Origin of the sequence: Gottfriedia solisilvae, assembly GCF_002128405.1 — a bacterium.
GTDB lineage: Bacteria > Bacillota > Bacilli > Bacillales > Bacillaceae_G > Gottfriedia > Gottfriedia solisilvae.
Genome location: NZ_NETJ01000007.1, coordinates 92,538 through 105,426, shown reverse-complemented (window position 1 = coordinate 105,426; position 12,889 = coordinate 92,538). Strand labels below are relative to the sequence as shown.

Below are 12,889 nucleotides of genomic sequence, written 5' to 3'. Positions count from 1 at the left end.
ATTAATTTGTCAGCCGTATCGCTACGGGTGTAGTACTGAGTTTGGTGTTAGCGCACCAAGCTCTTTTTTATTATAAACTTAGTATATCATAATTATAAAAAGATTTATTCATCAATTTGATTGAAATTAATACAAAAAGGTTTATTCTTAGACAAAATTTAACTTGAATTGATTGATTTTCTTGTCAGAGTTTTCTTCGCGTTAATATTTAATTGAATTTAAATTCAATTTTCCGTTCAAAATATTAATAGCTGAACTAGTACCTATTCGTGTTGCACCTGCTTCAACCATAGCTTTAATATCATCAATGCTTCGAACACCACCAGAGGCCTTTACTCCGATAGATTTTCCTACTGTTTCTCTCATTAGCGCAACATCTTTTAGAGTTGCTCCATGTAAGGAGAAGCCAGTTGATGTCTTTACATAGTCAGCTCCTGCTTTTACTGATAATTCGCAAGCAATTTTTATTTCTTCATCAGTTAAGAGACATGCTTCAATGATCACTTTCACTAATGCCTTTCCTTTTGCGGCTTCCACTACAGAATGAATATCTTTTTCTACTAATTCATAATTTTCACCTTTCAATGCGCCTATGTTAAGAACCATATCGATCTCATCGGCCCCATTTTCAATAGCATTCTTTGTTTCAAATACTTTTGATTCAGTTGTATTTGATCCTAAAGGAAATCCTATTACAGTACACACATTTACATTCGATTTACTTAAAAGTTTTGCAGATAATTTTACCCAAGAAGGATTTACACACACAGAAGCAAATTCATATTCCATTGCCTCATAGCATAAGTCTATGATTCCTACTTCATCTGTTTCTGGTGCTAGTAATGTATGATCAATTATGTTTGCAAATTCCAATTTATTTACCACCTTACATTTAGTTTATTTTTCACTTTATTCCACAGTTCAAATCTATATTTCATAGCAAGAAATTATACAAAAAAGTAAAGTAAATCACGAATCACTTAAAATATATTATTTTACTTTATGAATCCATGGATTGTTTCCACAACTTCATTATAAGAAATACAAGAAACTTTAAACCATCCAATACTATACTTTTTTGCCCATCCATTGTTGTATTTTTAAATGGATATCTTTCTAAATAAATTTAAAAATGATTACTGTTGTTCAAACAGTAATCATTTTTATCCTTTAAATCTGCTTCATTAAACTAATCATTTATCTTTTATTTAAAAGTCTACTATTCATTTTTATGTCAAATCTAATTGCTTTTCTTGTATTTAACCGTACATTAGATGGCTTCATATAACTTGTTTCATTTTGAATTAATTCATCTTTTATTACCTCACGTTGATAATCAATTTGATTTTTGTTTACTTTTTGATCTTTCATAAGAATAAGCCCTCCCTTTTTTCAGGATTAAATTTATAAAAAAAGCTAATCATTCTACACATTAATAGGAAATTGCTATCCTATATTTGTAGTATACAGACTAGTCTGTATTAATTCAATTATTAATTAATACCAATATATGGCTTTCTATGTTAAAACAAGTGAAGTACTGTTTATATTCATTTTTTACTACTAACGAAATCAAAAATACAGGGATGTCTAGTCTAAGGAAGATGGTATGTTGAAAGATTTATATATATAGTTATAAATTTTTCTAAGAGGAGAATACCTATAAAGATAAAAGTAAATGTTTGGCAACGATTTACTTATTTTTTAGAGCTTAAGAGTACTTCTAATTCATTTCTTAGTATTTCTGCACCTAATTTACTTAAAATGATTTTCCCATCAGCTAATGTTAAGTTTTCTTTCGATTCCTGATTTGTAATCATACAAGCGCTAATTGGGAATTCGTACTTCTCAATAATAATTTTCTTATTAGAAACTTTAATTTCCAATTGATCTCTTTCTAAAATATTAAACCTTTTTCTTATTTCTTTTGGTATAACAATACGCCCTAATTCATCAACTTTTCTTAAATAGTTACTTTTATTCATTTTTACTCCTTTCTATTTAATTAAATTTTGTCAAAACTTACTCATTAAAATAGTGTCCATCTGAGATGGACACTATCTTTTAAGAATTCGATCTATACTTATGAATCTAGCTGTTATGCCAAGCCAAATAGTTTCATAATACTTAAGATTAATATACCAACTACACCGAAATCAGCATCACCAAAAGTTGTACCTTCGAAGCCGACATTTCCTAATAGTACTAATAAAATTGCTGGTAAGAAGCTAATAATTAACCCATTTGCAAATGATCCTAAAATTGCACCACGACGTCCTCCGGTAACATTTCCAAAAACGCCAGCTGCAGCTCCTGTAAAGAAATGTGGCACAAGACCTGGAACGATTACTTTCAATCCCAATACTGGTAATAAAAACATTGAAATTAGACCCGCAATGAAACTGAAAAGAAATCCAATTATTACAGCGTTTGGTGCAAATGGAAATACTGTCGGACAATCTAAAGCTGGTTTTGTATCTGGAGCAATTTTCTCCGCAATTCCTTTAAATGCTGGTACGATTTCCGCAATTAACATACGTACACCAGCTAGAATGATATAGACACCTGCAGCGAAAGTAATCGCTTGCATAAATGAGAATACAATATAATTTGAACCGCCAGATAATGTAGATTCAATATATTTTTGACCAGTAAATAGTGCAACTATGATAAAAAATAAAGTCATTGTCAGAGAGACAGCTACGGATGTATCTCTTAAGAATCCTAGTGATTTAGGAACTTTAATTTCCTCAGTTGTTTTATTTTTATTGCCAAACCATTTTCCAATGTTTGCTGAAACAAAGTAGCCAATTGTTCCAAAATGTCCAATTGCAAAATCATCACTTCCAGTGATTTGTTTTACATAAGGTTGTAAAATAGCAGGGAAGATAACCATACATAATCCTAAAATAATAGCACCTACAATAATTAAAGTAACCCCATGTAATCCGCCTACTGATAATGTAACAGCAATTAAACATGCCATAAATAAAGTATGATGACCCGTTAAAAAGATATATTTGAAACGAGTAAAACGAGCCAAAATAATATTAACAATCATCCCAAATACCATAATTAGTGCAGTTGAAGTACCAAACTTACTTTGTGCTGCAGCCACGATTGCCTCATTATTAGGAATAACACCTTGAACATGAAAAGCGTGATTGAACATTTTACTAAAAATATCAAGAGCTCCGATCAGAACTCCAGCACCAGCACCAATAATGATAAATCCCATTACAGTTTTTAAAGTACCAGATACGATATCAGCTGATGACTTGCGTTGTAACAATAATCCAATAAAAGCAAATAAACCCACTAGTATGGAAGGAACACCTAAGATATCCTTCATGATTATTTCTAACATAGATTTTTACCCCCTTTGTCTGTAATCGTATGTTAATTGATTAGATTTTCTATTTTTGACTTTATTTCAGGAATGCTCATCATATTTTCTAAAGTGACAATGGTACGCTTCCCATCAGCTAACTGGCCAACTATATCTGCAGCGCCAATAAAAATATCTGCTTGAACAGTTCTTGCAGAAGCTAAATCTGTATGATCTACTTCCGCAGTTTTACCCATTTCTGTCAAAGCTTTTTTCACATTGATTTCCATGATGAAACTACTACCTAATCCGTTACCACACACTACCATAATTTTTTTCATATTGTTTCTTCCTCCGAATATTTATTTATATAATTTACAATTGTTGAGGGATCTTCACTATTTAAAATATCTTCAATATTTGATGGTTCATTTAGTAATCCTGTTAGTTGTACTAATGCACGTAAATGTGATTCACTATCTGCAGCAGCAAGTACAATGATAAGTCGAACTTTTTTATCAGGAGAAAATTCAACTTCTTCATCCAACTTTAATAGACTCATTGATAGAGAACGTACTCCTTTTTCAGGTCTTGAATGTGGGATTGCTACTCCTGGTGTAATGACTACGTATGGCCCATTGATTTCAATGGATTCAATCATAGCATCCACATATCTCTCCTCAATCGTACCTAATTCAACTAGAGGCTTAGCTGCTAAACTAATACTTTCCCTCCAGTCAGAAACTCTTGGTTTTAGTTGGATTGTTTCTAATGTAAGCAATTCTTTTAACACGGGTTTTTCTGCCTCCTCCATCGAAAACTTATTAATATTTTGTGTTTGATTGTTAATGTAAGATTGTAATGATTTCTCAAGCTTAATCGGTTCTCGAATTGTTGCGAATTGAGATATTATTTGCAGTAACGCCGATATCTCCATTTGATGTGGCATGAAACCATATAACTCATGCATTACTTTTTGGCGTAACTTTTGCTTTTCTTGAATATCTAAAATAGGTGGAATCACATATAAAGGTAATTTTGTTCTAAGATGTACTGTTGAGAAAACTAAATCATATTGAATTGAGTAATTGGCCATATCTCTAATTGATAATACATCTAAGAATAAAATATCCGGGAATAGTTCCCTTAAAGTGCTTACTAAAATATTGCTTATTCCAATTCCATTTGGGCAAACTACAATTGCTCTTTTTCGCTCGTCTAATCTTGTTCCCTGTCTACGAAGCCAGCCACCGAAATGGATTGTAAAATATGCCACTTCGTCTTCTAACATAGAAAATCCTAATAACTTCTCTATCGGTCTCAAGGATTTTTTGGTAAGATGAAACAATTCTGGATATATTTTTTTTACTTTTTTAGTTAATGGATTATTTGATGAAATGCTATACATGATTCGATAATATGCTGGCCTGAAATGTATATATAGCTGTTGAAACAACAATTCTTTATCTTTTAAATGGACAAATGCCAATCTTTCAAACTCTTCAATAATCTCTCTTAATACATCTTCTATGACTCTATCTTCTTTAAAAGGAGATATATCTTTTGTCCGGTTTTTACTTAATAAATGTAAGGTCACATATAATTGTTCAGTTTGATTCCACGAGCCCTCGAATACTTCAGACTGTGTCATTTTCTTAACCATTTTAAATTCGATGGTTGAATTTAGCTGGTTCCAACTATGATTATTTTCGATTGTTTCACCTTTTACAAGTAACTGGTCGGTACAAAGAATTAAGAAAACTAACTCCTGTAAACGTTCATCAGTGAATGTTATATCTAAATGTTTCTCTATCTCTTCTAATAGAACTTCTACGTTTCTAATTTGTTCTGAATGAAATCCCCAGATACATTCAATAATCAGATTAGCGTTATCACTATGCAGCACATCGTAAATTAGTTGTTCAACTAAAAATCTTTTTATACTATTGTCACCTTTTATTTCATAACCATTTTGCTTAGAGTATTGTATTTGGAGTTGTAATAATTCTATCTTTCCCTTAATTTGACTTAGATCTTTCAATACAGTAGTACGAGATACGCCAGTAATACTTTGAAAGTGGAAAATAGATAGTGTCTCACTGTTTAATAAAATCATTAGTAAAAAAACTTTTTCTCGTTCGGATTCAGAAAATACATATGTTTTTTTAGTAAGTTTTGACGGTATATCCTCTTCCCGAATAGGATCTGGCAGAAAATAGCCAACCTTTCTTTCAAAAGCTACGGGCCTATAACCATTAGATGTAAGCCAATTATTAACTTTGCTAATCCCATACTGTAACTGTCTTCTAGTTAAACCTGTTTGCATCTCAAGTTCGGACATTGTATGAGTAGAAGAGTTTTGAATTAATAATTGTAGTAGGCTTGCGCTTCGTTCATCTAGGAACATCCCTTTTTTCCTCCTTATCCATACAGTACATTATTTATATTTAATACAGTATCGTTTTTGAAACCGTTTATTGTTTTGAAAACTGCACAAAAATAGACTCATTGTCTAAGAATCAAAGAATCAGTAAGACTATTAAAATACGAATCAATTAAACTCTTTAATTTTTGAAGATAAATTAACTATAAAAAAAGAAACTCTATTGAGTTTCTTCAAAAAAACAATTTTAATCTCAATTTCTACTCACCAAATAAGAATCTGTTTAGACATTATCAATTCAGTTGCAATAGATTTTTGATTTGTTTTTCAAACTCAATCATCCGTAAATTTCGCGGCAAGAAGCACCTGATATCATCTTCTTTGAAGCCTACGTTAATCCTTTTATGGTCCAAAATAATCGGTGTTCTTATTAAATCCGAATGCTCATGTATTAAACCGATTAATTCTTTAAGCGGTATTGTATTTAAATCAATCTTTAGTTTTTGAAAAACAGCTGATCTAGTAGATATAAGTCCTTCTGTTCCAGTATCATTTGTTCGTAGTATAGAGATAATTTCCTCAACACTTAAATGTTTAACGTGAATATTCCGATCAACATAAGAAATATTATGCATCTCTAGCCACTTTTTTGCTTTTTTACAAGATCTAGTATTTGTATGATACAAGATAATCAAGGTTAATAATTCCTTCCTTTTTAATTCTAGAGATAGATACTAAGATGTATCTTTAATTAAAATTTTTCAAATAAAACAAACCTCTAATAACTTCATAAAAGTATATAACATATAAAATTCGGATAGGAGATGATTGATTATGATAGTACAAATAGTCATAGGATAAATTACTTAACAAGTAATTTATTTAAATAAGTTTTTTAAGATTAAAGATTAGATAAGTGATATTAACTGGTTTATAATATGATAACTAATCATCCTAAACTTAATACTTGAATGGAGATATAAATAAAATGAAATCATCTAGGAAGGAACGTCTAAGAGAGTTAGCTCAATTTTTACTAAATCGTCGTTCAAGGATTTTGCCTGAGGAATACGGCATTCAATCAGGAGGTCGAAGAAGAACTCCTGGATTAAGAAGAAGCGAAGTAGCAACATTTGCGGGTGTTAGTGTAGATTGGTATACACGTCTAGAGCAAGGAAAAGATATCCAAGTATCTACTCAAGTTTTAGAAAGTTTGTCAAAGGTACTACTTTTAAACTCGAATGAAAGAAGGCATTTATTTCTTCTTGCACACGCTCAAGAACCGCCAGAGACATGTGAATATCAAGAACCAAAAATAAGTTCATCATTACAGAATTTTTTAGATTCACTTGATACAACACCAGGTTGTGTCATGGATGCGCGTTTTAATATAATAGCCTGGAATCAAGCTTGTAATCTAGTTTTTGGTGACTATGAAATAATGTCAGAACAAGAGCGAAATTCTGTTTGGCGTGCATTTACATCTGATTCTTTCAAACACTTATTAGGATCACAATGGGAAGACCATGCCAGAATGAGGTTGGCACAATTCCGGGCAGAGTATGGAAGATATGTTGGACATGCCTGGTGGGAGGAACAAATCCAAAAATTGAAAAAAGCGAGCAAAATCTTTAAAAATTGGTGGGAAATTCATGATGTTCAAGATACACCAGACAAAGAAAAAGTGATCTATCATCCTGTTGTAGGTGAGTTAGTATTTGAAAATATATCATTTTATTCTTCAGAAGATCCTAATTTACAAATCATCATCAGTATCCCTAAAGAAAGTAATGATACGAAAGATAAAATCAAACAAATGTTTTATGATCTTATCGTATTAAAATAGAAAACTAAAGTCGGAAATAGTAACTATTGTGTGTGTTGGAAATGACTAAAATCATATTTGTATTTACAAAAAAACTGACTCAAAATTATATATGAAGTCAGTTTTTTTATTATTTTAAGTTGATACGGAATTACTTTTAATTAAACGTATCTAAGTCCAATCTTATTATTAAATATTTGGTTTCTATTTTTAAAGATAAATGACCCATTTGCATAATCTACTACTAACTGATTATCATACACATCATCAAAATCATTGTTCACGATAAACTCAATATTTTCATATGCTAGCACTTTTTCGTATTCGTTAGTTGGTCTTTTATCGACCACTTTCATTTCATATATATTATTAACGATATCACAGCTACCACGGTCAAATGACAATTGAATGATTTTGTGTTCCCCTATTTTGTTTAGTTCTACTTTTGCTGCTTCTGTAATTGTAAAATCCATTTTAGTATTACTCCAATCAGTTTTTTATTGATCAATATTTATCATTTACCACTCTAATATAATCAATTTAAATTGTATTATCCAAATTTTTGATTTGGATTTCTCCACAGTTCTCTAAACTCACATAGCATACCCAGAGAAATCAAAAGTATCCTCAGTCGAAAATTTTTTATCTACTTTTTCTGATTCATAATGTTGAAAATTAGGTAGTTCCACTTCTTGATTTTCTGATTTAATAGATACTTTCAAGTTTTTTTCATTCTTCATAATATAGCCTACATCAATTAAACTTTTAGCCGTTCCACTGTAATTTGTGGACTTCATGATATAATCGTAGATTTCCTTTTGATGAGGATCTACTAAGTTGAATATTACTTGAATCCGTTTAATTTCCTTAGCCAATTCTTACACCACCTTTAAGAATAATTTTTGAGCCATTTCATACATGCCAACGACATTTGCGAAGACTTCATTTGCTATTTCTATACCTTTCTCTCGATATATTCTTGGTTTCAAAACAGTTGAATTAGAATAATAAGTGTTTATAAATGGAAATAAACGTTCTGATGCTCCACCAACTACAAATACACGGTCTGCTCTTTTCCATTTTTTAGACGTATCATTTATTATTGCTCTAGCGATAGAAGCTGGGTCGGCTTCACCATCTTTACTCGTCAACATACCGTATGGTGCAGTGAAACTTTCTTTATCTACTATCTTTCTATTTAAAATTGTTACAAGATTAACGGTGCCACTACCAATATCAATAATACGTGCAAGACCTTCTACGGGATTTGACCAATAAGCTGCAGCACCTTCTGCCATAACGATGACTTTTCGAATTGTAAAAGTTTTTACGATTCCATTAATTGTAAGGGTGTGTTCTCTTTCTAAAGCTACTTTCATTTCATCAGTTTCGTCTTTTGTAAGAGATTGATATGGATTCCCAATTGCAAGATGAATATCTGACTCATAACAGTTTCTATGAATGGCTAGTAATACTCTTAACGTTGCATCAAGATGATTTTTGGTGTTTCCGTACATCGTTCCTCCAAACTCTGATTCAACTTTTGCTAATGTACCGGCAAATCCTTTCAAAAGATCGTATTCCCAAACCATATCATCATTTCCATGCTTTTCTTCTTTTACTCTTACTCGAAAATCTCCAATCGCACTACAAAATTTATCTAAACCTCTTGGCGTGCAAACTTTTGTTTCGAAGTTACCAGCATCAACGGCCATAATCATTCATCATCAGCCTCCTCGTTTAGTAAACTTATTAATTCACGCAAAACATTTTTTCCTTGTGTCTGGACTTGTTTCACAAAATCACAAAGTAAATGAGTTAGTACAATTTCTACTGTATACGGATGGTTTGGATAGATACATTCCATATCAGCTAATAAGTATTCAACGCGTAAAACAACATCACGCTCTAATGAAATGGTTACCACTTTAAAATCTTCATTATAATAACCTGGTAACTGTTTATGTTCGGTCATTTTATTGTCGATATAAATTTGAATATTAGAAGTAATACTTTTAAGTCTGCTGTAAGCATCTCTAGGATCATTCGTTTTACTTACATAGTTCACAAATTCTTCTAGTAAGAGCTTTACAATTTCATCAATATCTACTTTCCAATCACTGATTCTCAAAATATCGCTACATATAATTTTAGTTCTGCGCACTACACCATAAGGAATTCTCACTTTCAATGCTACATATGGATACGAATTTACTATTTTTAGAAAGGCTTTAGCCCATCGATTGGATATATCAACTGTTCCTAACTGCATTACGTCTGCTTGGCTATATGTTTTCATTATAAAACCCCCAAAATTAACCCAAATTGAAACATGCGATAAGCTGCCTCACGAATACTACAGCGCCATTTAACTGCATTTGATGTAACTTCTTCGTAATATCTTTCCTCTAAATTCAAATGCACCATATAAGGAGTAATTAGATATTCTTTAGGTGGAAATTCATATGTTCTCTCGAATAACCTGCAAAAACCCACCGTTGAATATTCAGTAAGAGATACTCTCTGCATACTAGATTTCAGACGCAAATAGTAATCTTGTTCTTCTGTAACGTATACTTTGATATTCCATTTTTTATCTTTTCTAGTTTTACGTTTCTTTCCATCAGTTTGTTTCTTTGATTGTAAAATTGAATTTATAGCCACTCTTCCCCCACTCTCCTTTCTGGATGAAAAATCGCACTAACGCTACGGTCAGTTGGTCAGTAGGTCGTAACCATCTATTTTTTCCTTGTTCAGTTACTCACTACTGATTAGTAGTGAATACTAATTAGTAACTACTACTCACTGGTGATTACTTTCTACTTGATAGAATTCTATGTCCTTATTTTTTTAGTTAGTACCAAAAACCGAAAAAAAAAAGTTCGGAAAACCGAACTGTACTAAAAATAAAAAAGAATAGTCTCATTCATCTTGAAATGAATGATCTATTCTTCATACTATAGTTATTCATATTTAATTAATTGCTCTATATCTGGCTTCCCTAATGCCAGCCAAATTTTAATGAAATTTTCTAAATTGGGTAAATTTCCATTCCAAATCGAGTTCATAGTTGATTTAGAAATATTACATAATTGAGCAGATTCAGATTGAGTTTTATCTCTTTGTTCAAAGACTTCCCTAATCTTGGAATTTACCTTAAAGTTCCCTTGTTTAATAACTTGAGGTGGTTCATTAATTCTCCAGTCCAAATATATTGCGATTGATGCCTTAATAATATCCTCAACAGTTGTATTTGCGGGTTTATTATTCAACCTCTTTTTTGTATTGTAATAATCCACATAATCTTGAATACGTCTAATTGTTTCTTCTTTTAACTCAATTTCTACTTTCATTGTATACACCACCCTTAGTTTGGCGAAAATAGTAGCAAAACAATCACGTTGAGGTGAATCTAAAGATGAAAGAAGATTCTTTTGATAAAAAAATTGAACAAGATATTGAAAGAGGTAAAGATCTATAATTATTAAGTAAAATTATAATCTGAATACGATAAAATGCCTAGTCATTTAACTAAAAAGCTAGTATGTCCTTTAAAGGAATACTAGCTTTTTGATTTTTTTAGATTAATTTTCTATTCAATATTTTCCATTAGATATTTTACAATTAATAGATTACAATAATTATTAATTAATATTAATTATCATTAATTTGCAGTTTAAATCATATATATTTATCAAATAGAAATAGATAAGATCCAGCAGAACTATATTGAAAGAAAATTAGTAAAAAAGAGGTGAAGGCATATGACAAAAAGTACTGAATGCTCTGTTTGTAACAAAGAGTTAAAAATTCTGAAGCATACCATTATTTGTTCATGTGGTGTAAAAATTAAAATAGCAAAGAAAAAATATTTATAAGATATCATTCTACCAATCTAATACTAACTAAAAAGAACCTTCCTCTGTGAAGGTTCTTTTTAGTATTTCCTCCTGACAGATCATGATTCTTCGTACTCCTATATTCTTTATTTACATTACTTATTATCAACTATTAATACTTTTGATTAAACTATATCCTTTACTTATCAAAACAATGAGTCAAAATACTTGAAAAAAATTTCAACCTGAATTATGATTGTGTCATATTGAATTGTGCACAATTTAAATTTTTATATCAAACGTAATCACTATTAAAAAATTATTAAATCAAAGGGAGTGTTTTATTATGGAACATTTATATACTGCAACAGCAACTGCTACAGGTGGACGTGAAGGAAGAGTCGTATCATCAGATGAATTTATTGATTTAGCACTAAAAATGCCAGTTGAATTAGGTGGACCAGGAGGAGCTACAAATCCTGAACAATTATTTGCAGCTGGATATTCAGCATGTTTTGAAAGTGCACTAAACTTAGTCGCACGTGAAAAGAAAGTTAAATTACAATCAACTTCTGTAACTGCTAACGTTACGATTGGTAAAGATCCAGTAGATGGCGGATTTAAATTAGCAGTTCAACTTAATGTTAAAGCTGAAGGTGTTCCAACTGATTTAGCAGTTGAATTAGTTAAGGCTGCACATGGAGTTTGTCCATATTCAAAAGCTACACAAGGCAATATTGATGTTCAATTACGAGTAATAGGATAAATCGTATTTTTCATTTATATAGTTTTTAAAAGGCAGATACTTAAAGTATCTGCCTTTTATTTAGATCCATATATAATTTTTCAAAGACTACATTGCATTTTTCTCTAATCGTGCTGTTAATCTGCTTCGCCAATCTTCTGCCAACTCTGGTACCTCTAATATTTTTTTGATTCCTTCTACGTCCATAGGATTATGAAAATAAACCTCATTCGTATAAAGGATCGATACCCTGTTTTTTTGCTGTTCAAGCAATTCAACTTTTGAATCTTTTCTGATGATACCTTCTTTTATTACGCGACAAAAATAACCAGTAAATCCAGTTTCCACGATTCTTTTTAGTTCTACATTCGTTCTATTCGTAATTGTACTACAAGGTATTCTTCCCTGCGTTACTTGAACAATAGCATCACCTATTTGATAAACATCTCCAATGCAAACGTCTTGCTCTAACATATTCGTAACAGTGATGTTTTCACCAAAAGCAGCTGGTGGTAATGAAACTTGAAACTCTTTTTCCCAGAGTGAATAGTGTTCATAGGGATATACACAAACAGCTCGATCTGGACCCCCATGATACTTTAAATTTGCTACTCCATCACCTCTAAAACCTTCCTTTGATAAATAACATTCTTCAACCTTTTCTTTACAAATAGCTGTAACCATTTCCTTATCTTCGCCAAAATGCATCTTGCTAGGTAATCCAACTGCAAAGTTAATTAATTCAATTTGTTTTTGTACCATCTCTTCA

The 12,889-nt window shown here is 31.2% G+C and carries 16 protein-coding genes; 2 read left to right on the top strand and 14 right to left on the bottom strand.

Going from position 1 to position 12,889, the window contains the following annotated elements; translation table 11 throughout:
- Positions 1 to 201: 201 nt before the first annotated feature.
- The 7 genes from deoC to spx all read right to left on the bottom strand — a co-directional run bounded on the left by deoC (position 202) and on the right by spx (position 6,406).
- Positions 202 to 873 carry a deoxyribose-phosphate aldolase gene (gene deoC / locus CAB05_RS19650; RefSeq protein WP_088003392.1) on the bottom strand — a complete coding sequence of 224 codons (672 nt, stop codon included), beginning with the start codon at positions 871 to 873 and terminating at the stop codon, positions 202 to 204.
- Positions 874 to 1,197: 324 nt separating this feature from the next.
- Positions 1,198 to 1,371 carry a hypothetical protein gene (locus tag CAB05_RS22245; protein WP_158093315.1) on the bottom strand — a complete coding sequence of 58 codons (174 nt, stop codon included), beginning with the start codon at positions 1,369 to 1,371 and terminating at the stop codon, positions 1,198 to 1,200.
- A gap of 326 nt (positions 1,372 to 1,697) precedes the next feature.
- Positions 1,698 to 1,985, bottom strand: a complete 288-nt coding sequence (locus CAB05_RS19645; protein ID WP_088003389.1) for an AbrB/MazE/SpoVT family DNA-binding domain-containing protein — start codon at positions 1,983 to 1,985, stop codon at positions 1,698 to 1,700.
- Between the two features lie 113 nt (positions 1,986 to 2,098).
- Positions 2,099 to 3,367 (bottom strand): PTS ascorbate transporter subunit IIC, encoded by a 1,269-nt coding sequence (ulaA, locus tag CAB05_RS19640; RefSeq protein ID WP_088003386.1) that lies wholly within the window; start codon positions 3,365 to 3,367, stop codon positions 2,099 to 2,101.
- 32 nt (positions 3,368 to 3,399) lie between these two features.
- On the bottom strand, positions 3,400 to 3,669 hold the full coding sequence (locus CAB05_RS19635) for a PTS sugar transporter subunit IIB (protein WP_088003382.1): 270 nt from the start codon (positions 3,667 to 3,669) through the stop codon (positions 3,400 to 3,402).
- Entirely contained in the window at positions 3,666 to 5,735 is a 2,070-nt protein-coding gene (locus CAB05_RS19630) for a BglG family transcription antiterminator (protein ID WP_088003379.1), read from the bottom strand. Before CAB05_RS19630 ends, CAB05_RS19635 begins: the two co-directional genes overlap by 4 nt.
- 269 nt (positions 5,736 to 6,004) lie before the next feature.
- On the bottom strand, positions 6,005 to 6,406 hold the full coding sequence (spx, locus tag CAB05_RS19625) for a transcriptional regulator Spx (protein ID WP_088003376.1): 402 nt from the start codon (positions 6,404 to 6,406) through the stop codon (positions 6,005 to 6,007).
- 293 nt (positions 6,407 to 6,699) lie between these two features.
- Here spx and CAB05_RS19620 point away from each other — a divergent pair, with 293 nt between their 5' ends.
- Positions 6,700 to 7,557: a helix-turn-helix transcriptional regulator gene (locus CAB05_RS19620; protein ID WP_088003372.1), complete on the top strand. Its 858-nt coding sequence runs from the start codon at positions 6,700 to 6,702 to the stop codon at positions 7,555 to 7,557.
- Positions 7,558 to 7,697: 140 nt separating this feature from the next.
- Here the strand turns inward: CAB05_RS19620 and CAB05_RS19615 are convergent, their stop codons facing one another.
- The 6 genes from CAB05_RS19615 to CAB05_RS19590 all read right to left on the bottom strand — a co-directional run bounded on the left by CAB05_RS19615 (position 7,698) and on the right by CAB05_RS19590 (position 10,889).
- Entirely contained in the window at positions 7,698 to 8,009 is a 312-nt protein-coding gene (locus tag CAB05_RS19615; protein ID WP_088003368.1) for an iron-sulfur cluster biosynthesis family protein, read from the bottom strand.
- Between the two features lie 120 nt (positions 8,010 to 8,129).
- Entirely contained in the window at positions 8,130 to 8,411 is a 282-nt protein-coding gene (locus tag CAB05_RS19610) for a hypothetical protein (protein WP_088003365.1), read from the bottom strand.
- A 3-nt stretch (positions 8,412 to 8,414) separates the two neighbouring features.
- Positions 8,415 to 9,257, bottom strand: coding sequence for a ParM/StbA family protein (locus tag CAB05_RS19605; protein ID WP_088003362.1), 843 nt, complete (start codon positions 9,255 to 9,257; stop codon positions 8,415 to 8,417).
- Positions 9,254 to 9,835 (bottom strand): hypothetical protein, encoded by a 582-nt coding sequence (locus tag CAB05_RS19600; protein ID WP_088003359.1) that lies wholly within the window; start codon positions 9,833 to 9,835, stop codon positions 9,254 to 9,256. Before CAB05_RS19600 ends, CAB05_RS19605 begins: the two co-directional genes overlap by 4 nt.
- A complete protein-coding gene (locus CAB05_RS19595) occupies positions 9,835 to 10,200 on the bottom strand; it encodes a hypothetical protein (protein WP_088003356.1) in 366 nt (121 codons plus the stop codon). Before CAB05_RS19595 ends, CAB05_RS19600 begins: the two co-directional genes overlap by 1 nt.
- Before the next feature lie 299 nt (positions 10,201 to 10,499).
- Positions 10,500 to 10,889 carry a helix-turn-helix transcriptional regulator gene (locus CAB05_RS19590; protein ID WP_088003352.1) on the bottom strand — a complete coding sequence of 130 codons (390 nt, stop codon included), beginning with the start codon at positions 10,887 to 10,889 and terminating at the stop codon, positions 10,500 to 10,502.
- 832 nt (positions 10,890 to 11,721) lie between these two features.
- Here CAB05_RS19590 and CAB05_RS19585 point away from each other — a divergent pair.
- Entirely contained in the window at positions 11,722 to 12,141 is a 420-nt protein-coding gene (locus CAB05_RS19585; RefSeq protein WP_088003349.1) for an organic hydroperoxide resistance protein, read from the top strand.
- An 87-nt stretch (positions 12,142 to 12,228) separates the two neighbouring features.
- Here the strand turns inward: CAB05_RS19585 and CAB05_RS19580 are convergent, their stop codons facing one another.
- Positions 12,229 to 12,882, bottom strand: a complete 654-nt coding sequence (locus tag CAB05_RS19580) for an MOSC domain-containing protein (RefSeq protein ID WP_088003346.1) — start codon at positions 12,880 to 12,882, stop codon at positions 12,229 to 12,231.
- Positions 12,883 to 12,889 lie beyond the last annotated feature (7 nt).

Coding starts and splice junctions, on each gene's coding strand:
- CAB05_RS19590 (WP_088003352.1), bottom strand. CDS start 10,889: ATGAAAGTAGAAATTGAGTTAAAAGAAGAAACAATTAGACGTATTCAA.
- CAB05_RS19630 (WP_088003379.1), bottom strand. CDS start 5,735: ATGTTCCTAGATGAACGAAGCGCAAGCCTACTACAATTATTAATTCAA.
- CAB05_RS19605 (WP_088003362.1), bottom strand. CDS start 9,257: ATGATTATGGCCGTTGATGCTGGTAACTTCGAAACAAAAGTTTGCACG.
- CAB05_RS22245 (WP_158093315.1), bottom strand. CDS start 1,371: ATGAAAGATCAAAAAGTAAACAAAAATCAAATTGATTATCAACGTGAG.
- CAB05_RS19635 (WP_088003382.1), bottom strand. CDS start 3,669: ATGAAAAAAATTATGGTAGTGTGTGGTAACGGATTAGGTAGTAGTTTC.
- CAB05_RS19580 (WP_088003346.1), bottom strand. CDS start 12,882: ATGGTACAAAAACAAATTGAATTAATTAACTTTGCAGTTGGATTACCT.
- CAB05_RS19645 (WP_088003389.1), bottom strand. CDS start 1,985: ATGAATAAAAGTAACTATTTAAGAAAAGTTGATGAATTAGGGCGTATT.
- CAB05_RS19585 (WP_088003349.1), top strand. CDS start 11,722: ATGGAACATTTATATACTGCAACAGCAACTGCTACAGGTGGACGTGAA.
- ulaA (WP_088003386.1), bottom strand. CDS start 3,367: ATGTTAGAAATAATCATGAAGGATATCTTAGGTGTTCCTTCCATACTA.
- CAB05_RS19615 (WP_088003368.1), bottom strand. CDS start 8,009: ATGGATTTTACAATTACAGAAGCAGCAAAAGTAGAACTAAACAAAATA.
- CAB05_RS19620 (WP_088003372.1), top strand. CDS start 6,700: ATGAAATCATCTAGGAAGGAACGTCTAAGAGAGTTAGCTCAATTTTTA.
- CAB05_RS19600 (WP_088003359.1), bottom strand. CDS start 9,835: ATGAAAACATATAGCCAAGCAGACGTAATGCAGTTAGGAACAGTTGAT.